The organism is Mesoplasma corruscae (genome assembly GCF_002930145.1).
In the GTDB taxonomy this organism is placed as follows: Bacteria; Bacillota_I; Bacilli_A; order Mycoplasmatales; family Mycoplasmataceae; genus Entomoplasma; species Entomoplasma ellychniae.
On sequence record NZ_PHNF01000001.1, the window covers coordinates 410,701 to 434,990 of the forward strand.

A 24,290-nucleotide genomic window follows, 5' to 3' on the forward strand; every position below is an offset into this window, starting at 1 on the left:
TAGTTTTTAAAGCAAAATTATCAATCATAAAGATGCATTTATGAAAATATGTTGTAAAATATGTTTGCTTTTTGATTGAAAATAGTTTACAATAATTTAATCGAGTTTAGTTTAGTCGTTAAGAGCTTCTGCTAATCTCAATTTTGTAATTATTATAAATTGGGAGGATCAAATGCAAATTGACTATTTTTTAGACAAACGTTTTATTAACAAAATGGACAAAGAAAATATTCAATCTATATTGTTTCAATCACTTAATTGCAAAATAAATTTTGATCCTAAAAAATCAATACAACAAGATATTTACCTAACTAATTTTATGAAAGCTTATGAAATTAAAAAAATTGATTTAACTTACAATGATATTTTTGCAAGAAACATTATTGCATTATTATATGCTGAAAATGAAATTCAAGACTTGCACTATTCTGAAGTGATAAAAACTATTTTTTCAATAAATAAGGGCATGAAAACCAAAACAAAATTAGAAAAATTAATTTTAAATATTATTGAAATTAATCGCTTAATAAATAAAATAGATTTTGAAATTAATGAAGAAAATTATGAACTTATTATTCATTTATTATTTAGAAATAGAGAACTGAACTTAGATAGAAAAATAAATTACTATAGAAGTGGCAAAAATACTTTAGGATTAACAATCGATATTGATCCTAAAGATATTGAATTAGAAATGCAAACAATATTTAAGTATATGTTGCAAAAACCAGAAGATAGTTTTGATGGTATCACTAAATTAATAATTATTTTTTATAGTTTATTAATTGTTGAGCCACATCAAAAGTTTAATATAATACTTAGTTTTATAATAACAAATTGGTATATAAGACAAAATAATATATCTACTTTAAGGAATTTAGATTTGTTTACAATATTTAACAACTGAGATTCCATAGTTAAAATTATCAATAATTCTTTAAAAGATAAGTTGAATTTTGATGAAGTATTATTAAAATCTAAACAAATTATTAAACACAGTTTTAAAACAAATTATCTTAACGAATTATTTGAACAGTGAAATGAAGAAAATAAAGTTTTAAATAAATCAGACGTTGAATCAAAGTTTATATTATTAACAATAATTGACAATAAAGATCAATCAGTTTCAAAAGAAACGATTATAAAAGCGCATTTATTAAAAAATAACTTAATCGCAACAAATATTGAAATTGAAAAAAATATTGAAAATTTAATTAATTTAAAATTAATTAAATCTGATCAAAATAAAACACACTTTGAATTAATAGTAGAAGAACTATCAAAATTCAAAGAAATTATTAGATAAAGAAAGGCACAAATGGCATACAAAATTAAAAAAATAAATCGTGGTGTTGAACGTAGAGATTATTCAAAAGTTAGTGGAAATGTAGCATTACCAAATTTGATTGAAATTCAAACAAAAAGATTTAAGTGATTTATAGAAGAAGGAATTAAAGAAGTACTTGATGAATTTTTTGAAATGACATCATCTGATGGTCTGTCTGAATTACATTTAGATGGATGACATATTAAAGAAGCTAAAATTTTGCCTCAAAAAGCAAAAGAACAATCAAAAATTTATGAAGCACCAATTTATGTAGACTTACATTTAAAATTTACTAAAGTTGAAGAAATCTCAAGAGAGTTTGAAGAAATTGTTGAAAAAGATGTTAAAACTGTTTTAACAAAATGATTAGTTGAAAAAACTGAATCTAAAAATGTTAAATTTTTAAAAGAAGGAAATGGGCTTTTATTTTTTGAAGTTAAATTAAAAGCTGTTGAAAAACCAGATATTGTTCAAATTAAAGTCCTTGAAGAATTAGAAAATGTAATTATTGCTGAAGTGATGTTTATGAAATGGGGACAAGTTTTCTTTGGAGATTTTCCTTTAATGACTGAATCTGGAACTTTTATTATTAATGGTTCACAAAAAGTTATTGTTTCGCAATTAGTTAGATCACCTGGTGCATATTTCAAAAATGAAATTGATTCAAAAACAGGGGAAGCAATTTATAATGGGGATATTATTCCAAGTCGTGGAACTTGATTAGAATTTGAAACTGACAAAAAGAAATCAGCTGAATCAATAAATTCCTTATTTGTTAAAATTGATAAATCAAGAAAAACTACTGCAACATCTTTATTGAAAATACTTGGTTTAACTAAAGAAACTATTTTACAAATTTTTGATAAAAATCCTTCAATTATTGAAACATTAAAACATGATAATGATACAGGTGATGCATCAGTTGATTGATCACAGCATGTTCAAGAAATTTATAAAAAAATTAGACAAGGTGAAACAGCTACTGCTGATGGTGCTTCCAAATATATCAATGGATTATTATTTGATCGTAGAAAATATGATTTAACAAAAGCAGGTAGATTTAAATTACAACAAAAATTATCAATCAAAAACCGTTTATTAAATAGAATCATTGCTGAAGATATTGTTGATTCAAAAGGCAATGTTTTAGTGGCAAAAGATACTGAAGTAACGAAAGCAAACTTTAAAGAAATTTCAGAAATTTTAAGTGAAAAAGGTGTAATGGTTTTAAAAATTGATTATAGTCCAGAAATTAATGGTTCAAATGAATTACAAATTGTAAAAGTTTATTTAGATAATAACAAAGCAGAATCTGTTGCTTTAGTTGGTATAACTTCAGATGCAAAAGAAGAACATGTTACAGTTCCAGATATTATTTCAACTATTTCTTACATTTTAGGTTTAGAACATGGAATTGGTGAATATGATGATATTGATAACTTAGCAAACCGTAGGGTTAGAACTGTTGGTGAGTTATTACAAAATCAATTTAGAATGGGTCTAACTCGTATTGATAAAAATGTTAAAGAAAAACTTTCTACAAGCGATTTATACAAAGTAAAAGTTTCAACAATTATTAATGCTAAACCTTTAACAGCTGTTATTGGAGAATTTTTTAATCTTTCACAGTTGTCACAATTTATGGATCAAATAAATCCACTGGCTGAACTTACAAATAAAAGAAGACTTACAGCTCTAGGGCCGGGTGGTTTATCTAGAGACCGCGCTAGTTTAGAAGTGCGTGACGTTCACCCTTCTCACTACGGAAGAATTTGTCCTATTGAAACACCTGAAGGACCTAATATTGGATTAATTAATAACTTGTCAACATACGCTGTTGTTGATGATTTAGGTTTTATAACCACTCCCTATTTAAGAGTTCAAAATGGGGTTATTCAAGAAGAATATGATTATTTAACAGCTGATCAAGAAAAAGACTTTGTTATTTCTCAATCAAATGTTAATAAAGATGAAAGCAATAAAATTTTAGATAAAACTGTTGTGTCACGTTACAAAGGTGATGACTATATTGCAAATATTGAAGAAGTCCAATATATTGACGTTTCGCCAAAACAAATTGTTTCAGTAGCAACATCAGCTATTCCGTTTTTAGAAAACGATGATGCTAACCGTGCTCTTATGGGTGCTAATATGCAACGTCAAGCTGTCCCAACAATTGCTCCAGAAGCTCCAATAGTTGGTACTGGTATTGAATTTGAAGCTGCTCGTGATTCAGGAGTAGCAGTTGTGGCTGCTCAATCTGGAGTAGTTAAGTATGTTGATTCAACCCAAATTAATGTTGAATCAAAAGATGGTTTCAAAACTTATTCATTAGCAAATTTTGATCGCTCTAATAATGGGAGTTCAATTGTTCAAAAACCAATTGTTAAAGTTGGTGATAAAGTTAAGGCTGGTGAAATTATTGCTGATGGTCCTTCTATTGATCAAGGTGAATTAGCTATTGGTCAAAACGTTGTTGTTGCCTTTACAACATATAATGGTTATAACTTTGAAGATGCTATTGTTATGTCTGAAAGAATTATCCAAGAAGATAAATTTACATCAGTGCATATTGATGAGTATGTTTTAGAAGTTAGAAACACTAAACAAGGTCTTGAAGAAATTACTTCTGAAATTCCCCAAGTAAGTGAAAATGCTAAAAAATACTTAGATAGTGAAGGTATTGTAGCAATTGGTACTGAAGTTAAAACTGGAGATATTTTAATTGGTAAAGTTACTCCAAAAGGACAATCTCAATTATCTCCAGAAGATAAATTGTTACATGCAATATTTGGTGAAAAATCAAGATCTGTTAAAGATAACTCATTAAGAGTTCCAAATGGTGGTGAAGGTATTGTTCAATCAATCAAAAGATTTAAAGCAAAATCAGCATCAAATCCTGATGGAATAGAGTTGTCAGCTGATGTTCTAGAAGTAATAAAAATTTATATAGTTCAAAAACGTAAAATCCAAGAAGGTGACAAAATGTCAGGGCGTCATGGGAATAAAGGTATTATTTCAAAAATTCTACCAGTTGAAGATATGCCTCACTTAGAAGATGGGACACCAGTTGATATTTTATTAAACCCGCAAGGATTACCATCACGTATGAACTTTGGTCAAATATTAGAAATACATTTAGGAATGGCAGCTAAAAAATTAGGTGTTAAAATTGCAACGCCAGTATTTGAAGGTGTAAATAGTCAAGATTTAGATGAAATCATGGCTGAAGCTGGAATGGAAAACTATGGTAAAGTTACATTAATTGATGGTCAAACTGGAGAAGCTATTGATAAGCCAATTTCAGTTGGGGTTATGTATATGTTAAAACTTTCACACATGGTTGATGATAAATTACATGCAAGAAATGTTGGACCATATTCACTAATTACACAACAACCACTTGGAGGTAAAGCTCAAAATGGTGGACAACGTTTTGGAGAAATGGAAGTTTGAGCACTTGAAGCTTATGGAGCAGCTCATACTTTAAGAGAAATGTTAACTATTAAATCAGATGATTTAAAAGGTCGTACAAAAACTTATGAAGCTATTGTTAGATCAAAACCAATGCCTACACCAGGAACTCCTGAGTCATTTAATGTTCTTTCAAAAGAAATTATGGGATTAGGCTTCGACATTTACTTGTTAGATGAAAAAGGTAATAAGCAACAAATAATTGCGTATGATGAAGTTGATTCAGATACAATGAGTGAAGAAGATTTTAAATACACATCAAATCACAAAGTTACATTCGAAGAAAATACTAACTTAGTTGAAGTTGACAGTTTGGACAACTTTACAGAAGTTGAAAAATCAGAAATAAAAGCTTCATTTGAAGAGGAGTAGAAGGAAAAAATGCAAAACAAAAACAAAAAAATAATTAAAATTAACTTAGCTAGTCCTGACACTATTCGATCATGATCACATGGTGAAGTAACAAAACCAGAAACTATTAATTACAAAACTTTAAAAGCTGAAAAAGACGGTCTGTTTGATGAGAAAATTTTTGGACCAACAAAAAACTATGAATGTTTTTGTGGAAAATTTAAAAAAGCTAACCCAATGAATAAGGGTAAGAAATGTGAAAAATGTGAAGTTGAGTTAACTGAATCAATTGTTCGTCGTGAAAGAATGGGGCATATTGAATTAGCTGAACCTGTTACACATATTTGAATGGTGAAAGTTTCACCATCAAGAATTGCATCTTTGCTTAATTTAAAATCAAGAGAGTTAGAAGAAGTTGTTTACTTTGTTTCTCACATAGTTTTAGATGCTGGTGACTCAAAACACTTTGTTTCAAAAGAAGTTCTTGATTTAGGTGTAGCAAAATCACAAAAAACTCGTAACAAATTAAGACCCGCAATTGAAGATATCATTAAGATAATCAATGATGTAGAACACAGAGACCATTTAAAAGCAGAAAGATTATTAGAAGAATTAAACAATACTTCTATTCCATTCTCAATTGATGAAGCTACAACTTTAATTTCTAAGTATACAAATGCTAAATTTGGGATAGGTGCTGCTGCAATTGAAGAATTATTAAAACAAATTGATTTAGAAAAAGAAATTAAAGAAATTAAATTAGTTCTTGATAAAGGTATTCACAATGCAGACAATGCTAAATTATTAAAAAGATTAGATATTTTAGAATCATTAAAAAGATCAAATCAAAAAGCAGAGTGAATGATATTACGTGTTTTACCTGTTATTCCACCTGACATTAGACCTATCATTCAATTGGATGGTGGAAGATTTACAACTAGTGAAATTAATGACTTATATCGTCGTATCATCATTAGAAATGAACGTTTAATGAAAGTTAAAGAGATGCAAGCTCCTTCAATTATTGTTAATAATGAAAAACGTATGTTGCAAGAAGCTGTTGATGCATTGTTAGATAACGAACGTAAACCAAGACCAATACAAGGTAAAGATAAAAGACCTTTAAAATCTTTAACAAGTGTTTTAAAAGGAAAACAAGGACGTTTCCGTCAAAATCTTTTGGGAAAACGTGTGGATTACTCAGGTAGATCAGTTATTGCTATTGGTCCTGATTTAAAAATGTATCAAGCTGGCCTTCCTCGTGAAATGGCATTAACATTGTTTAAACCTTTTGTTATTCAATGATTACAAGAACATGAATATGCTGATAATGTAAAATTTGCTGAAAGAATGATTTCATCAAACGAACCTGAAATTTGAAAAGCTTTAGAACATGTGATAAAAGAAAGACCTATTCTTTTAAACCGTGCTCCTACATTACATAGATTAGGTATTCAAGCTTTTGAACCTAAATTAGTTAAGGGTAAAGCAATCAGATTACACCCATTAGTAACTACAGCTTTTAACGCTGACTTTGATGGGGATCAAATGGCTGTTCACGTTCCAATTACAAAAGAAGCTATTGCAGAAGCTAGAGCTTTAATGCTTGGTTCAAATGCTATTTTAGGTCCTAAAGATGGTAAAGCAATTGTTACCCCAGGGCAAGATATTATCTTAGGAAATTATTATGCGACTTTTGAAGAAAAAGGTTCAGTTGGAGAAGGAACTATCTTTGCAGATGTCCAAGAAGCAATTAGATCTTATGAAAATGGAGCTGTTCAAGTCAATGCTATTATTGGTATTGCTGTTGATGGATTGCCTAAAGCAAAATTTACTGATGAACAAAGAAAAAATTCATACTTATTAACTACAATGGGTAAAATTTTGTTTAATCAAATTTTTGCAGATGATTTCCCATGAATTAATTCATCAGAAATTAATAACGCAAAAGAAGTTGTAAATAAATACATATTTGATTTTTCAAAAGAAATTACTAAAGTTATTGCTAAGCATGAAATCATTCCACCAATTAACAAAAAAGGACTTTCATTAATTATTGAAAAATATTTTAATACATATGGTTCAAGAAAAACAGCTGAAATGCTAGATAAAATGAAAGACTTAGGATTTAAATATTCAACTAAATCAGGGACAACTATTTCAGCTGGAGACATTGTTGTGTTTACAAATAAATATGAAGAATTTAAAGAAGCTGATGAAAAAATTAGTCAAATTAATAATTACTTCAAACAAGGTTTATTAACCCAATCAGAAAAAAAACAAAGGGTTATTAAAGTTTGATCTGATGTCAAAGATGAAATTCAAATTAAACTTGATGTTGAATTGAAAAAAGATGTAAAAAATCCAGTTTTTGTCATGTCAGATTCTGGAGCTCGTGGAACTCTTTCTAACTTTACCCAACTTGTTGGTATGCGTGGGCTTATGAGTGATACTAAAGGTGATACTAAAGAAATCCCAATTAAATCATCATTCCGTGAAGGATTAACTGTTTCTGAATTCTTTATTTCAACACATGGTGCTAGAAAAGGGATGGCGGATTTAGCACTTAAAACTGCCGATTCAGGATATTTAACAAGACGTTTAGTTGATGTTTCGCAAGAAATTGTTGTGGTTAATGAAGACTGTAAATCAAGTCATGGTTTTGATGTAAAAGCTATTGTTGATACAAAACATAATGCTGTTATTGTTACATTAAAGGATAGAATTAATGGTAGATTTACATTCAGCACCCTAAAAGATGCTAAGGGTAATTTAATTGTTGAAAAAGATACTTTGATAACTTCATCAATTGCAGATAAAATAATTGAAGCAAAAATTGAAAAAGTAATTATTAGATCAGTTTTAACTTGTGATAATAAAAAAGGCGTTTGTCAAAAATGTTATGGTAAAAATTTAGCTACAGCTGAATTAGTTAAAATTGGTGAACCAGTCGGAGTTATTGCTGCTCAATCAATTGGTGAACCTGGAACACAACTTACTATGCGTAACTTCCACTCGGGTGGGGTAGCTGGTGATGCTGATATTACACAGGGATTACCGCGTATTAAAGAATTACTTGACGTAACAACTCAAAAAGGAACCGTAGCTATTATTGCTAAAAGTGAAGGTAAAGTTGCTAAAATTGAAAATAATAATAACATTTATAAAATTCACTTAAAATACAAAAATGGAAAACAAGCTGTGGAGACAACTTTATACAATGCTGTATTGAGAGTAAAAGAGGGTGATTCAGTTACACCTGGTAAAAAATTAACAGAAGGTTCTATTAAATTACATGAACTTTTAGAAGTAGCCTCACCAACTGCAGTTGAAAACTACATATTAAAAGAAGTTCAAAAAGTTTATAGACTTCAAGGTATTGAAATTTCTGATAAGTATATTGAAATTATTATCAAACAGATGTTAAACAAAGTTAAAGTTGTTTCATCAGGTGATTCTAATTTACTTCAAGGAGAAATAATCACTAAACAGAAATTTAAAGAAATTGCTGCTGAATGTATTAGAAGAGGACAAGATCTTCCAATTGTTGTTCCACAAATTTTAGGAATTAAAAAAGCGCCATTAAAATCTGAATCATGATTATCATCAGCATCTTTCCAAGATACAGCTCGTGTTTTAACTGATGCTATTATCAAAGGAAGAGAAGATAAACTAGAAGGATTAAAAGAAAATATTATGTTAGGAAACCTAATACCTGCAGGTACAGGGCTAACAGGTATTGAAGAGGTGATGAGAATTGCTGAAGAATACCACAATAATGAATATTAAAAATAATGAGTTTTAGCCTCATTATTTTTATGAAAGTTTATAATCTATATTAAGGAGAGAAAAAATGAAAAAAACTTCAAATAAAATAGTATTAGTAGGAACAGGTGCAGTTGGTATGTCATTCATTTACTCAGCAGTTAATCAAGGAATTGCTGAAGAATATGTGCTAATTGATGTAAACACCAAAGCAGCAGAAGGTAATGCGATAGATATTCAAGATGCTATTCCAATGTTAAACCAAACATCAAAAATCAAAGCGGGAGAATATTCAGATTGTCAAGATGCAGATCTTGTTGTCATTACTGCTGGTAGACCTCAAAGACCTGGTGAAACTCGTTTAGAATTAATTGCAGATAATGCAAGAATTATGAAGGGCATAGCACAAGCTATAAAAGGTTCTGGATTTACTGGTGTTACTTTAATAGCCTCAAACCCTTGTGATGTTTTAACTTCAGTTTATCAAGAAGTAACTGGATTTGATAAACATAAAGTTTTAGGATCAGGAACTAACTTAGACTCAGCAAGATTAAAAAGATTGATTGCAAGTAAATTGGGATTAGCACCAGCTTCAGTTAACGCGTTTATTATGGGAGAACATGGTGATTCGTCACTTGCTGCATACTCTGCATCAAATGTTATGGGTAAATCAATTCATCAAATTAAAGGTGAAAATAAAATTTCTGAAAAAGAACTTGAAGATGCATGATATCAAGCTGTTCATATGGCATATGAAATAATTGAAAGAAAAGGAGCAACATTTTACGGAATTGGTGCTTCATTAACTCAATTATCTTCAGCCATCTTAAGAGATGAAAAAACAACTTATATGATCAGTGCCAAACTTGAGGGTGAATACGGGCAATCTGGTTTTTATACAGGAGTACCTGCTGTATTATCAAGTAATGGATGAGAAAGAATTATTGAATGAAAACTTGAAGAATCTGAAATTGCAAAATTTAATGAATCATGTAATAAACTTCAAGAAGTTTACAATATTGCAAAAGAAGCAATTAAATAATTTAACTAATAAACAAATCAATTTGATTTGTTTTTTTTGTTTTTTCTTTAATAAGTTATAGAGGTGAAATCTATGCAAACTTATCAAATAAACAATCAAGAAATAGAAAATTCAAACATTATTGTGAATAATTTTATAACAATATCAAATCAATCTATATTATCACCAGAAATAATATTTATTAATAGGCCTTTTATTGTAAATAATAATGAATATTATAAAATGTTCATAAATTTAAATTATAATCCAAACTTTATTAAAGAGTCTGACCTAAAAAATATTAAAAGTTTTGATAATTTAGATTTTAAATTATATGAGTCAAAAACTTTAAAAGAAATTAAGCCAAACACGAAATATTCAAAGCAAATAACAATAGATAATAATGCAGAAAACAATTTTAAAGAAATAGAGTATGATATTCCTGTAGAAATGATAAATAATAACCTTATTGACATTAATTTTGGTAATTCTTACAAAGAAAATAGTTTTGATTTTAAAGGTAAAGGACAAATAACAATTGACTTAAGTTCAAATGGTGGATCAGAACTTGAACAAAATATTGTAATGTATTTGCCAAACTGAAACGAAAAAAATCAATTTTTTAAATCGGTTAATATTTTAAAAAGCTTTTCAAAAATTATTTTACAACCATTAACCGTTAATAAATCTTATGAACATCTATTAGAAATAAATAATGAATTTTTTGACAATATACCTAAAAGAATTTTAAACAATTCAAGAGTCTCTGAAATAGTTTCACAAGTCAAAAATAATACAATTTTCCCTTTATTTAAAGTAGGTGAAATATTGTTTTCTGACAAAAATGATTTTAAAAAAAATTACCAAGGTAGTTTAAAATTTGAATTTGAAAAAAATAATGATGGAAATTTTTATTTAAAAAGTAAAAATAAATGAGTTTTAGATGAAAGTACAAAATTAATAGAACTGAAAAAAAGCTCTAAATATGAAACCATAGTTTTTAATCCATTTAGTTGAAGTAAAGAACAAACTTTAATTTTTAAAATTGGTTTATTGGGTAAAAAAATTGAATTTGAAATTCCTTTAAATACTTTTTCCAAATACTATGAATGAAATCAAAAATTTGAATTTGATTTTAAAAAAACCAGTTTTAAAAAACTTAAGCTCAACAATATTTTTTGAGACAACATAAATATTTTAAATGATAAAGAATTAAAAGAGGAACTTAAAAAATATGAGGTATAAAAAGTTTTTATCATTAATTTTGTCATTTCTATTAGTAAGTACATCAGTTGCTAGCCTTTATTTAGGTTTTAAAAATTTAAACTTAAATCTAGAATCTAAAAATGAAAAAGATTTTTTAATAAATAAAGTAATATTTTCACAAGACGAGTCGACTTCATTCATTAATAAAAATGCTGAGATTGACATTCAAAATTTCGAATTATTGTTTTTAAGAAAACTTCAATCAGAAGCATCAATCAATAAAATTACATTTGAATGAAATAAAACACAAGTAGTTGTTAAATTAGTGCATAAAAATAAACAGTACTCCTGATTTTATAACTTACAAAAAAAGTTTGTTATATAATAAAGTAAAAGGTGAAATTATGAATATAAACAATGAAATATTAAAAGAAATTAAAAAAAGAGGTGTTAAAGTAGCTTTAACAAAAAATACAAAATTTTCAGCTATGGGCCTTGATTCTCTTGACTTAATGGATATGATAACAGTTTTAGAAGAAAAACTTAATGTTTATGTTTCTGATGATATTTTGTTATCGATAAAAACAATTGGTGATTTAGAAATAGAAATAGAAAAACTTTTAAAAAATGCCTAAATTTATAAAAGAAGATTTTAGATATGAAGCAGTGATAAACGAATTAAAACAAAACAAAATAAAACTTACAGATATACGTGTTAAAATAATTAAAGTTTTATTAAAAAATAATCATTTAAGTACGCAAGAAATTATTGAAGAGCTTCAAAAAAATAATAAATCTATTAATGCTATGAGTGTTTACAACACAATAGACCTATTTTTAAAGAAACATATAATTTTTTCTAATACTTTTGATGGAAAAAATATAGGTTATGAGTTGTCCTCTTTAAAATCTATACATATAAAGTGTGATAGTTGTTATAGTGTTGATCATGTTTCAGAAGAATTAGAAAAACTTTGAGATATTAAAAACTTTGAGTCATTAGTTGATAATAAAAATGCAAAAATTGAACATGTCAAAATTGAAATTCATGTAACTTGCAAAAATTGCCGTTTAAATAGTAATTAAGTTAATTTGTAATTGAAAAAAGTATCTTTTTAAAATATAATTAAATAAGTGAGTTTTTTTATTAGGGGCATAGTTCAGTTGGTAGAACATTGGTCTTCAACACCAAGTGTCGCGAGTTCGAGTCTTGCTGCCCCTGCCATTCACAAGCAAGCACCAAATCGGTGTTTTTTTATTAGGGGCATAGTTCAGTTGGTAGAACATTGGTCTCCAAAACCAAGTGTCGCGAGTTCGAGTCTTGCTGCCTCTGCCATTAAGTAAAAAAATCGTTACAAGAACGATTTTTTATTTTCTAAAAACTAAAAAAGCTAAACTTTCAACACCACCGTGAACTAAAAAAATGTTAGGCATTAATTCTTCTTCAAATTTAATTTTTTTATTATTAAATTCATTTCTAATTAAATCTATAGTTTTGCTTTTAGCTAATTCGCTTCTTGCAAATACAATTTTAAAATTAGACCCAAACTCTTTAAGATATATTTCTGAAATTTTTTCAGCTACAGAGCTATATGTTCTAAAAACACCTTCTTTTGTAGGTTTGCTATTTCATCGCATAACAACTTTTACTTTTAAAAAAGATAATACAGAAACTAACATTGATTTTGCTCTACCACTATTAGCCATTCTTTTCAAGTCTCCTGGAATGAAAATTGTCATGCAATTTTCATATCAATCATCAAGAAAAGCCTTAACTTCTTTAAGATTTTTTATTTCAAAACTTTTCAGCTTTTCACTTAATCTTAGAACTGCTCTTTCGACAACTTGAGCAGCCATTTTTTCATTAAAATAAATTGTCACTTTTCCTTCAAATTTTTCATCATTTGCTACCATAAGAGATGTTTGAAACATACTTGAAAGATTGTTAGCTAGAGGTATATGTATTATATGATCATATTTTTTTAACATTTCATCATATTTCTTTTCAACTTCACCAGGACTAGCTTGACTTGTTTTGGCTTCACCATCATCATTTAATAACTTTAAAACTTCATATTTTTTAAAATTTTCAATGTTGTCTAAAAAATCTTTATCATTTGCCAAATTTATATGTAGAGGAAGTACTTCAACACATGTTCCTTCAAAAATTTTAGGGTCATAAACTGACGAACTATCAATCAAAATTCCAATTTTCATTATATTTCTCCTTTATATGCTAATAGCGCGATTGTTCCTTCTCCTGTATGCGCTGCAATTACAGGAGATAACTCTGATGAAATATTAATTTCAAAACCTTTTTCGCTAATCAAATATTTTAAATCTTCTAATTCTTCTATGCTCATTCTTGAATAAGATATGTTAATAATCTTAATATTTTTAATCTCGTTTTTTATTAAATCTAAAGCTTCATTTATTGCTTTTTTGCGTGTCCTTGCAACTTTTTCTTTATCAATAATCCCGTTATATCTCAATATTGGAACGATTTTCAGCATCTTAGCTAAACTAGCAGCAGCTGGTGAAATACGACCACCTCTTTTCAATGTGTTTAAATTTCTTGGGATAATAAATCCAATTAGCTGTTCACTTCTTTTTTTAACCAATTCGACTATTTCAAAACCAGTTTTCTTTTGTGCTATTCAAAAAGCAACATTTTCAACAATTTCTTGCATAGCTATACTTACAGCGTTTGTATCACAAACAAATACCTTATCTTTGTAATTTTCTTCACTTTCACTAAAAAATCTAAAAGTGTTAAATTGCCCACTAAGGCCTTTTGAAATTGGTAAGAAAATAACTTGATCATATTCTTTTAACAACTTATCTCACATTTCCATCATTAATCCTGGTGTAGTTTGTGCAGTTTTTAAATTTTGAGATTCTAACATTTTATAAAATTTATCTTTATCAAAGTTTTCATCACACAAATGCGTTGTGCCATCATCTTCAACTATTAAAAGAGGCACCAAATAAAGGTCTTTTATTTTACTTATATCTCCATCATATGAAGAATCAGTAAGAATCGCTATTTTCATATTTCTCCTATCTAAAATAAAAATTTGTTAATATAATTATATAATATAAATACTAAATAAAGTAGAGGGTGGGCTAAATGATTCAAAAATGTGGAATGTTTTATAATAAACAATTTAACACCTTAATGGTCTGTATGACAAATGAAAAACATAACCAAATACAAACTACAAAAAATTTAACAATTTTAAAAAAAGATGGAGTTATAGTTGGTTTTAATATTTTAGATGTCGAAATTAAAATAAATAAAAGTTTTATTACTTCAACAGATACTGAAATTATTGAATTTGTTAATAAAAAAATTAATTTAGAATGCAAATTATCTTTGAATAATCAATTTGTTATTGGAAAAATTGATTATTGTGAGTCGATTCCACAAACACATTTAAATGCTTGTAAGGTTAATATTGGAGAAGGACCAAATTTAAATATTGTTTGCGGAGCTTCTATTGCCAGAGAGGGGATTTTTGTTATTGTTTGTTTGCCTGGAGCATGATTACCTGATGGAAAATTAATTGTAACTGGTAAGTTACGTGGTTATGAATCTAACGGCATGTTATGTAGTGCAGCAGAATTAAAATTAGAGGGCTTTAATAATAATGGAATAGTAGAATTAGATAGTTACTATCAAAACAAAGTTGGTTTTGATTTTTGAAGGGTTAATGATGAAAAAAATTAGTTTTGATAAAAAAATTAAAGAAGGTTTTTACATAGCAGATTATTTTAAAAAAACTCAGAAAATATTATCTCAACAAAACATTGTGCAAAATGTAACTATGCAGTTTTTTCAAAGAAAAGATAATGTTGTTCTTTGTGGAATTGAAGAAGTTTTGCAACTTCTTCAATTTGCTTGCCCAAATTTTAAAAAACTAAAAATCTGAGGCTTAAAAGATGGAGATATAATTAGTAATCAAGAACCGGTTTTAAAAATTGAAGGTAAATATATTGATTATGGTTGATTAGAAGGAATGATTGATGGAATTCTAGCTAGAAATTCATCAATATCTACAAATTCTGCATCCATAGTTTTAGCTTCAAATGGAAAATCAATTTTAAATATGATGGATAGAGCAGATTCTTATCAGACACTAGCCACAGATGGTTATGCATCTTATGTTGGTGGAATCAGAATGTTTGTAACTGATGCTGCTGTTAGTTTGATTGATGATGGAAATGTGAAAAAACCATCAGGTACAATGCCTCATGCTTTGATACAATCTTTTGAAGGAGATATTATAAAAGCAACTCAGGCATTTTATGATACATTTCCTGAAAATAATTTATTATCATTAATAGATTACAATAATGATTGTGTAAATGACGCTGTAAAAGTAGCAAATTATTTTAAAGAAAAATTATGAGCAGTTAGAATTGATACATCTGCAAATTTAATAGATAAATTTCTTGAAAGAAATAAAAATAATTATCCAAGTGATGCAAATTTAAATGGTGTTAATCATTATTTGATTAAAGAAGTTAGAAATGCGCTGGATAAAAATGGACACAAACACGTGAAGATTATTGTTTCATCGGGTTTAACTGTGGATAAAATAAAAGAATTTGAGGAAAACAAAACACCTGTTGACATTTATGGAGTTGGTGCAATGTTAGCTAAAATAAATATTAGTTTCACAGGTGATGCTGTTTTAATAAATGGTAAAAAAGAAGCTAAATTTGGAAGAGAAAACATTGAGTCTAATAGGTTAATTAGATTTCAATAAAGGGGATAAACATGAGTATATTAAAAGAATTGCAATGAAGAGGATTGATAAAACAAATAACAAATGAAGAAAGACTATTGAAAGCTGAAAAAAATCATTCTGCAGTTTATTGTGGTTTTGATCCAACAGCTGATTCTTTACATGTTGGCCACCTAATGATGATAATAATGCTAAAAAGGTTTTCAGATTTTGGTTTTAAAGCAATAGCTTTAGTTGGCGGTGGAACTGGTATGATAGGTGACCCATCATTTAAATCTGATGAAAGACAACTTCAAACAAATGAACAATTATTGAAAAATTTTAATAGTATTGAAAAACAATTAAAATCAATTATTAAAGGTGTTGAGTTTAAAAACAACAAAGACTGATTAGGAAAATTTTCAATGATTGACTTTTTACGTGAAGTTGGAAAAGATTTTAATATAAGTTATTTACTAAACAAAGAATCAATTGCAACTAGAATAAGTACAGGATTATCATTTACTGAGTTTTCTTACACAATGCTACAAGCTTATGATTTTTATCATTTGTATATAAATGATGATTGCAAGGTTCAACTTGGTGGAAGTGATCAATGAGGTAACTTAACAAGTGGTACTGATTATATATCTTCAAAAGTGGGGTCAGACAAAACCGAAGCTGTTGGAGTTACAATACCTTTATTACTAAAAGCAGACGGGACTAAGTTTGGGAAAACATCCTCTGGGGCAATTTGGTTAGATGAAAATAAAACAAGTGTTTATAATTTTTACCAATTTTGATTGAATCAAACAGATGAAGATTCACAAAATTTTATTAAGTTTTTAACTTTTTACAATGAAAATGAAATAAAGAAATTAATTGAAACGCACAGAAATGAACCTAAAAATAGACATGTGCAAAAAGCTCTAGCTGAAAGTTTGACTAATTTTGTACATGGACAGGAAAAATTAGACCAAGCTAAATTATTAACTGAAGGCTTTTTTAAAGGAAGCATTTTTGATTTGGATAAAAGCTTAATTGAATTAGCAATTAAATCAATGAACTCGATAGAAGTTAAAAAAAATGAATCTCTTGCAGATTCGCTTATTAAAGTTAAAGCAGTTCAATCAAAAAGAGAGTTGCGAGAGTTTATTGCTTCAAAAGCAATAAGCTATAATAACGTTGTTCTTGTTAAAGAAGATCTTTTAATAGCTGATATTAATCCTATATTTGAAAATAAAATTATAATCAAAAAAGGCAAAAAAAGTTATTTTGTTTTAACAATAATATAATAAAAATATTTTTTCCAAATAAATTATTGATTTTTGGAATTATTTATTTATAATAATAAATAGGTATACATTGTATACCGCTTTACAGAAAACTGAAAAGCTCAAATTTGAAAAACATTATTACACTTTTACTATCAAATTAACATTTTATTTTTTCTCTCAATCAAAAAAACAAAAAAGAGCTCGGAAGAGCTCTTTTTAATTTTGTTTAATCAAATTATTTAATTAAACGGTTGTATCATTCAACAATTAAAGCATCATTGATTTCAGCATTTAATTCTTGACGTTCTGGTAATCTTGAGAATTCACCTTTAACTGCATTTTTGTCAACTTTAACAAATTCCACAGTTGATGCGTTGTTTTGTAATGCTTCAGAAACTTTTTCATTTTTCTTTGTAGCTTCTTTAACTTCAACTTTATCTCCAGGTTTTAATTGGTATGAAGGAATATCAATTTTTTTGCTATTAACTAAAATATGTCCATGATTAACTAATTGTCTTGCGGCTTGTCTTGTCATTGCAAAACCAAGTCTATAAACAATATTGTCTAATTTTGATTCTAGTAAAACTAAGAAGTTAGTACCAAGAATCCCTCCATGAACTTTTTTTGCTCTAGCAAATGTGTTTCTAAATTGCCTTTCAGTCATACCATACATGAATTTAACTTTTTGTTTTTCTTGCAATTGAGCACCATACCCAGAAATCTTTAAACGGGTTTTATCTTTCCCGTGTTGTCCTGGTGTAGTAACTCTTTTTTTACCTTTGCTAAATTCTTTACCGTTTTCAAGAATTGAAAAACCATATCTTCTTGCTTTTTTAAATGTTGATCCTGTATATCTTGACATACTTTCTCCTTTTTAAAAATGTAAGCGTTATTAAAAATAATCTTTAATAAATTCCCCACTAACCAGTTTAACGATTCGCCCTTACTGCAAAGAGTTACTTTTTTAATTGTTGTTAAACAGAATTTAGTGAATATTCATTATGCAGAATATAAAGAATAACTTTAAATATTATAAACATTTTTTTGTTCAATTTGATGCTTTTATGTATTTTTATGTATTTTTATAGTTTTTAAGACTCTGAAAAATAACAAAAATTGATATAATTTAAATAAATAAAAACTAAAGAAAGATGAAGGTAGAAACTAAATGAATTTAAAATCAGAAAATCTAACAATAAATACATTAAGTTTAGTCCTAATCGTCATTTCTTTAATAGGTATGTCAATAACTCTTGCTTGGTTCATAATTTACAAAAAAACAATAGAATATACTTATAAAAACTCTCAAACTTTAGAAAAAATAGATTACATTCCTGTTACTAAGTGATTGGTTAGTGTCAATACAGTTGCTACTAAAAATAGAACTAATAAAAATATTGAAGATAGTTTTAATATATTATTTAGAAATTATTATGAAATGTATGGGGAAAGGTTTATATCTTTATGTAAGCAAACAACATTATTTTTAGATTCAAATTCAAGCAGATCATGGCCTCTTTTTTCGAACTTTTTAAAAGCAAAAGATTTGAATTCAAAAATAGAATTATTGAATTTGGATGCAAAAGAAACAGTATTAAATGCTCAAGAAATTTTAGAACTGCAAACTATAACTAGAAATTGATTTGTAAAAATAAATGATATGGCAAACACTATAGTTGAAATCTTGAATGATAAAAATCAAAAAAAAGATGCAAAATCTGCAGAAATATGAAGAGTGCAATCTTTAAAAGAAAGTAAATTATATTCTTTAAAAATAGGTTTGAGTAATTCCTTATCTTTCATAAAAGCAGCTAAATATTCAAATGCTGTTGAAAATTTAAAAGCAGTTAGTTCTCTTCTTGGAGAAATAACAAAGTTTATTGATAGCACAGATAAAATAATAAACATGGTAGATCACGAAATAAGAGAAAGATTACAAAAAATATTAAACGAGATTCAGTCTATAAACTTAAGTAATAAAGAAAAAGAGAAAAATTTAAATGCTTTTATTGCTTTAGAAAATTCTTATATAAATTTCATAAAAAATGCAAAAATTGATATCTACTCGTTAAAAATAGATGAAGCTTATAAGCGTTGCTTTAGAATGATAGAACAAATCAAAAAACATGAGTCTAATCTTCAATACGAAATGTTGATCAAAAACTTTATAAAATCAAACTATTCACATTTAGAAAATGTTTTTAACCAATGTAACTCTGATATCTTGAAAAGCATTGAAATGGTCGATTTCAATGCTAAATTTGGTATAAAAATAGTTCAACAAAAAAGAAAAATTGATTCAATTAAAAGAAGTTTTGAAAATATAAGAAATAAAGCACTTGATATATTTACAGAACCAGTTAAGTCAAAAGAACAACAGTATGCAACAAATCATAAGAAAAAAGGTCAGGAAATAAAGGAAATATATGAAAACTCAAAAATTATTCTTAATGAACTAGTTGCTATACGAATATCAATGAAAAGTTTAGATGATTTTAAAATTGAATTAGAGTCAAAAATAATTAGCTTTAAAAAAATGCTTTTAGCAACAGAACTCATTTTGGCTAAAAACCCAAAAATAGATGAATTGAAACGTTTCACCCCTTTTATTCAAACTTATTTTTCTAAACTTCAGGAATGTGAAAATATTTTAAAAAATGATAATGAAGTTTTTGCTTCACAAAAAAATATAGATGATTTTTCAGAAATACTAGATGAGTACAATTCAACAATCGCTAAAACAAAAACTGAAATGGCACAGTGAGTTTATATTGCAAAATTAGCTGAAATGTCATTAGCTTATTCTGCAAGATTTAGTGGCATAAAATCTTTTGATGAAGAAATAGAAAAATCTATTCAAGCATTTGAAGCTGCAAAGTACAAGGAATGTTTGAATAAAAATATTGCATTCTTAAGAAATATTAAACAAAAAAATAAAACAGCAATAGCATATTAGAAGGTAACAAACAAATATGAAAAGTATTTTAATAAGATATGGAGAGTTAACTTTAAAAGGTAATAATAAACACATTTTTATATCACAGCTTATTAGCAACATTAAAAATCAACTAAGTTCTTTTAAAAAAGACAAAATAAAGTACATTAAGGATAATAATTCATTGGTTTTAGATGTTGATGATTTACTTGTTAATGAAATAATAGATAAATTAAAAAACGTTTTTGGTATTTATTCATTTTCTGTAATAGAAAAGTGTGATAGAAATATTCAAGAAATTTTTAAAGTAGTTTTAAAAATAGTTAATAGTTCTGATAAAAAAAGATTTAAGTTAGAAATAGCAAGAAAAGATAAAAGTTTTCCTATGTCTAGTGCTGATCTTAAATTAGAACTAGCTCCTATGATTTTAAAAGCAGCTGGTGATTTAATTGTTGATGTAAAAAATCCAGATTTAAAAATAGAAATACTTATAAAAAATGATGCAGCACACGTATTTTCAGAAAGAATTGAAGGCCTTAAAGGGTTACCTGTAGGTGTTAGTGGAAAAGCTTTATCTCTTTTAAGCGGTGGAATTGATTCTCCTGTGTCTTCTTTTTTAACAATGAAAAGGGGAATGCAAGTTGATTTTATTCACTTTATGACTCCGCCACACACAACACCAGATGCACTTGAAAAAGTTTTTGAGTTAGCAAAGATAGTTTCTAAGTTTAATTCAAAAAATTTTAATCTTTATGTATGTAATTTTTCAATGTTACTTCAAGAACTTCAACATATTCCAGAACAAAGCTACAAAATAACTATTATGAGAAGAATGTTTATAAGAATAGCAAATAAATTAAGTTTAAAAGAAGGTCATCAATCATTGATTACTGGTGAAAGTTTAGGTCAAGTTGCGTCACAAACTATTAATAGTATTGATGTAATAAATTGTGTTAGTGACATACCAATCTTAAGACCCGTATTAACACATGACAAAGAAGAAATAATTGCTATTTCTAAAAAAATTAAAACATATGAAACATCAATTTTGCCATTCGATGATGCTTGTTCACTATTCGTCCCCAAAAATCCAGTTACAAAACCAAAAAGGTGAACAGCTGAAAAACAAGAAAATGCAATTCTTTGAAATGAACTATTGGATTATACATTAGAGAATAGTATTGAAAAATTTTCGTTAATTAATGGGGAATTCATCAAACAAGAATAGAAGGAGAAGGTCATGTACTCACCACAACTTAATGTTAAACTAGTTTATGACTTTCAAAAGTCACTCATTAAAATAGATGAATATATACAATTTGCTAAGTTACACAAATTTACACATTTATTTTATTTTGAAAATACTACAATGTTTGGAGTCGCTGATTTTGTTAAGAAATGCAAAATTAATAATATAAAACCAGTTATTGGTGTTGGTGTTGAACTTGATGACAAAAATTTTATTAATATATTACCACTAAATAAAAAAGGTTATCAAAACATTTGTTATATATCTTCTGATTTAAATTTAAATAATATTAAAGATAATAATTTTAAAATTAACATAATAAATAAATATGTTGATACAAATAATATTGTAATAACAAATGTAACTGAATTTAGACAAAAAAATAGTTTAGTTCAAGAAGAAAATTTTTATGATCTTAATTACATTAAGATCTACCCAAATGCAATTAGATATTTTGATGTTGAAGATAAAAAATACTTTTTAGCTTTGTATGCTTTAAAAAACAACATTTCTTATCAAGAAGCTGGTGATATTTATAATATTGATGAATCTTATCCAGATGACAATATTGATGATATTTATCCTGATAACGATAAACTTTTAAAACAAATAGCTTTTAAAAGTTTTCATGAAATATTGGAAAATAATGAAATTCATTTTGGAGTTTATAATACGCCCAACAATATACCTTCATTTAACTTTTTAAAGAGCTTGTGTTTTATATCACTAGAAAACTATTTTAAAAAAAATGTTTTTTCTGAAAAAGCTAAAATAGATTATATTGAAAGATTAAATACTGAATTGTCTGTAATTGAAAAAACAGGATTTGCAGATTACTTTTTAATTGTTCAAGATTATGTTTTATTTGCAAAAAAAGAAGGCATATTAGTAGGCCCTGGGAGAGGTTCTGCTGCAGGAAGTTTGGTTTCTTTTTTACTAAAAATTACAACAATTGATCCTATTGAGTATGGTTTGCTTTTTGAAAGATTTTTAAATCCTGAAAGAATAACTATGCCTGATATTGATATAGATTTTCAAGATGATAGAAGAAATGAAGTTGTAGAGTATTTGTTTGAAAAATATGGTAAATTTAACGTTGCTACTATTGTCACATTTCAAACTATTGCTTTTAAATCAGCATTTAGAGATTCTTGTAGAGTTTTTAATGTTGATATGGAAACAGTAAATATTATGAGCAAAGAAGCTAGCGCTTTTGACCAAGACTTTGATACCATTATCAATAAAAGTATTTTATTGAAATCATATTCTAAATCTAATGAATATGATTTTATTTTTAAGTTAACCAAAAAATTAATGGGGATGCCAAGACAAACTGGAACACATGCTGCTGGAGTTGTTATAACTAATAATGATTTAAGAGGAATTGTTCCAATAAAAGAAGGGGTTGGCGGCATTTCTCAAACTCAATTTAATATGAATCATTTAGAAGAAACTGGTTTAATAAAAATGGACATTTTAGGTTTAAGAAATCTTTCTACTTTAAATCAAATAATAAATTTGATTAATAAGAACTATAAAAAAAGCATTAATCTTTTAAACATAAATTTAAAAGATCAAAAGGTTTTTAATTTATTATCTAAAGGAGAAACAACTGGAATTTTTCAACTAGAATCTGAGGGTATGACTGATGTTGTAAGAAAAATGAATGTCTCAAGCATAGATGATATAGCTATTGCTTCAGCACTATTCAGACCAGGACCTCAAGAAATGATTCCACAATATATTCAAAATAAAAAAAGCAGACAATTAAGTTATGTAGACTCTGCTTTAAAAACAATACTAGAACCTACATTTGGTATTATAGTTTATCAAGAACAAGTAATTAATATTTTGCAAAAAATAGGTAATTTTACACTTGGTAAAGCTGACATAATTAGAAGAGCTATGAGTAAAAAAGATGTTAAGTATATGAGTAGATTTAAAAATGAGTTTATTTTAAATGCACAGTCCAATAATATATCTATTGAAAAAGCAACAAATATTTGAATTTGAATTGAAAAATTTGCTAATTATGGATTTAATAAGTCGCATGCCATTGCTTATTCTTTTATAAGTTACTGATTAGCATGGTTTAAGTTTTATTATCCTGCTGAATTTTACTCAGCCTTATTAAATCATTCTTTGGGTGATAAAGTTAAAAGTAAACTATATATTCAACAATTGAAAAAATATGGAGTGGAAATAGTTAAACCTTCAATTAAAAATTTAAATATTAATTATGTAGGTGTTCAAAAAAAACTTTATATGCCACTAACAATAATTAATGGTATAAATAAAGATTTTGTTTTGAATCTTAGAAATCAAAGTCAAGAACATCAAGATTTATTTAGCGATTTAAACAACTTTTTCTTTTATAGTCAAAAAGCTGGAATTACAGAAAATAATTATGATGCTTTAGCTAAAAGTGGAGCATTTGATTGTTTTGGTTATGATAGTTTCACTATGGTTTCTAATAAACAATTTGTATTTGGTTTTATTAATTCTATTGCACATGATAAATCATTAGATCAACAACAAAATAAATTCCGAGTAGTTGAAATAGAAGAAACTGATTTAGTTGTTCAATCACAATATGAAAAAGAAATATTTGGTTTTTATATAAATGATAATCCAATAACAAAAATTAAGAATGAAAATGCTTTTTTTAAACCTCAAGATATCGACACGTTAGTTCCTAATACAAGAAATATTAATCTTATAGGTCAAATTGTCAAAATTAAAACAATTAATGATAAAAAAAATGAAGAAATGGCTTTCATTGAGTTTTTAGATGAAACTGGCATTTTAGATATAACAATTTTCGCATCCACATTTAAAGAAATTAAAAATGAGATTATATTAAATAAAAATTATATAATTGAAATCAATGTACAAGAGTATGGTCAAAAAACCACCGGTGTATTTAATAAAATAGTTAAGCCAATAAAATAATAG

The 24,290-nt window shown here is 27.0% G+C and carries 17 protein-coding genes and 2 tRNA genes; 16 read left to right on the forward strand and 3 right to left on the reverse strand.

The genetic code is table 4. The features are described from left to right. The first annotated feature begins 172 nt into the window (after positions 1 to 172). From MCORR_RS01920 to MCORR_RS01965, 10 genes are all read left to right on the forward strand, one after another. A complete protein-coding gene (locus tag MCORR_RS01920) occupies positions 173 to 1,306 on the forward strand; it encodes a hypothetical protein (RefSeq protein WP_104207907.1) in 1,134 nt (377 codons plus the stop codon). 12 nt (positions 1,307 to 1,318) lie between these two features. Then, positions 1,319 to 5,173 carry a DNA-directed RNA polymerase subunit beta gene (gene rpoB / locus MCORR_RS01925; RefSeq protein WP_104207908.1) on the forward strand — a complete coding sequence of 1,285 codons (3,855 nt, stop codon included), beginning with the start codon at positions 1,319 to 1,321 and terminating at the stop codon, positions 5,171 to 5,173. Between the two features lie 9 nt (positions 5,174 to 5,182). Next, on the forward strand, positions 5,183 to 8,941 hold the full coding sequence (gene rpoC, locus MCORR_RS01930; protein ID WP_104207909.1) for a DNA-directed RNA polymerase subunit beta': 3,759 nt from the start codon (positions 5,183 to 5,185) through the stop codon (positions 8,939 to 8,941). Positions 8,942 to 9,005: 64 nt separating this feature from the next. Next, positions 9,006 to 9,959 (forward strand): L-lactate dehydrogenase, encoded by a 954-nt coding sequence (locus MCORR_RS01935; protein ID WP_104207910.1) that lies wholly within the window; start codon positions 9,006 to 9,008, stop codon positions 9,957 to 9,959. A gap of 72 nt (positions 9,960 to 10,031) precedes the next feature. Next, positions 10,032 to 11,183 (forward strand): hypothetical protein, encoded by a 1,152-nt coding sequence (locus MCORR_RS01940; protein ID WP_104207911.1) that lies wholly within the window; start codon positions 10,032 to 10,034, stop codon positions 11,181 to 11,183. After that, positions 11,173 to 11,529, forward strand: a complete 357-nt coding sequence (locus tag MCORR_RS01945; RefSeq protein WP_104207912.1) for a hypothetical protein — start codon at positions 11,173 to 11,175, stop codon at positions 11,527 to 11,529. The genes MCORR_RS01940 and MCORR_RS01945 overlap by 11 nt, the downstream gene beginning before the upstream one ends. A gap of 19 nt (positions 11,530 to 11,548) precedes the next feature. Beyond that, the gene (locus MCORR_RS01950) at positions 11,549 to 11,779 is read left to right on the forward strand and encodes an acyl carrier protein (protein WP_104207913.1); all 231 of its coding nucleotides are present in this window, start codon (positions 11,549 to 11,551) and stop codon (positions 11,777 to 11,779) included. Next, on the forward strand, positions 11,772 to 12,230 hold the full coding sequence (locus MCORR_RS01955) for a Fur family transcriptional regulator (protein WP_104207914.1): 459 nt from the start codon (positions 11,772 to 11,774) through the stop codon (positions 12,228 to 12,230). The genes MCORR_RS01950 and MCORR_RS01955 overlap by 8 nt, the downstream gene beginning before the upstream one ends. Positions 12,231 to 12,293: 63 nt before the next feature. Beyond that, positions 12,294 to 12,369 (forward strand) — tRNA-Trp (locus MCORR_RS01960). A gap of 35 nt (positions 12,370 to 12,404) precedes the next feature. Further along, positions 12,405 to 12,480, forward strand: a tRNA-Trp gene (locus MCORR_RS01965). Between the two features lie 32 nt (positions 12,481 to 12,512). Here MCORR_RS01965 and MCORR_RS01970 read toward each other — a convergent pair. Together MCORR_RS01970 and MCORR_RS01975 are read right to left on the reverse strand one after the other, a co-directional pair. Then, a complete protein-coding gene (locus tag MCORR_RS01970; protein ID WP_104207915.1) occupies positions 12,513 to 13,361 on the reverse strand; it encodes a DegV family protein in 849 nt (282 codons plus the stop codon). Further along, a complete protein-coding gene (locus tag MCORR_RS01975; protein ID WP_104207916.1) occupies positions 13,361 to 14,197 on the reverse strand; it encodes a DegV family protein in 837 nt (278 codons plus the stop codon). The genes MCORR_RS01970 and MCORR_RS01975 overlap by 1 nt, the downstream gene beginning before the upstream one ends. A 77-nt stretch (positions 14,198 to 14,274) precedes the next feature. Between MCORR_RS01975 and ytpR the strand changes: the two genes are divergently transcribed. From ytpR to tyrS, 3 genes are read left to right on the forward strand one after another with little or no spacing between them, the layout of a single operon-like run. Continuing rightward, positions 14,275 to 14,874, forward strand: coding sequence for a YtpR family tRNA-binding protein (gene ytpR, locus MCORR_RS01980; protein WP_104207917.1), 600 nt, complete (start codon positions 14,275 to 14,277; stop codon positions 14,872 to 14,874). Continuing rightward, positions 14,861 to 15,916: a nicotinate phosphoribosyltransferase gene (locus MCORR_RS01985; RefSeq protein WP_104207918.1), complete on the forward strand. Its 1,056-nt coding sequence runs from the start codon at positions 14,861 to 14,863 to the stop codon at positions 15,914 to 15,916. The genes ytpR and MCORR_RS01985 overlap by 14 nt, the downstream gene beginning before the upstream one ends. Positions 15,917 to 15,927: 11 nt before the next feature. Further along, positions 15,928 to 17,169 carry a tyrosine--tRNA ligase gene (gene tyrS, locus MCORR_RS01990; protein ID WP_104207919.1) on the forward strand — a complete coding sequence of 414 codons (1,242 nt, stop codon included), beginning with the start codon at positions 15,928 to 15,930 and terminating at the stop codon, positions 17,167 to 17,169. Positions 17,170 to 17,386: 217 nt separating this feature from the next. Here tyrS and rpsD read toward each other — a convergent pair whose 3' ends face one another. Further along, on the reverse strand, positions 17,387 to 18,013 hold the full coding sequence (gene rpsD, locus MCORR_RS01995; protein WP_104207920.1) for a 30S ribosomal protein S4: 627 nt from the start codon (positions 18,011 to 18,013) through the stop codon (positions 17,387 to 17,389). A 306-nt stretch (positions 18,014 to 18,319) separates the two neighbouring features. Here rpsD and MCORR_RS02000 point away from each other — a divergent pair, with 306 nt between their 5' ends. From MCORR_RS02000 to dnaE, 3 genes are read left to right on the forward strand one after another with little or no spacing between them, the layout of a single operon-like run. Next, positions 18,320 to 20,107: a hypothetical protein gene (locus MCORR_RS02000; protein WP_104207921.1), complete on the forward strand. Its 1,788-nt coding sequence runs from the start codon at positions 18,320 to 18,322 to the stop codon at positions 20,105 to 20,107. A 16-nt stretch (positions 20,108 to 20,123) separates the two neighbouring features. Further along, positions 20,124 to 21,314 (forward strand): tRNA uracil 4-sulfurtransferase ThiI, encoded by a 1,191-nt coding sequence (gene thiI, locus MCORR_RS02005; protein WP_104207922.1) that lies wholly within the window; start codon positions 20,124 to 20,126, stop codon positions 21,312 to 21,314. A gap of 12 nt (positions 21,315 to 21,326) precedes the next feature. After that, positions 21,327 to 24,287 (forward strand): DNA polymerase III subunit alpha, encoded by a 2,961-nt coding sequence (gene dnaE / locus MCORR_RS02010; RefSeq protein WP_104207923.1) that lies wholly within the window; start codon positions 21,327 to 21,329, stop codon positions 24,285 to 24,287. Positions 24,288 to 24,290: the final 3 nt, after the last annotated feature.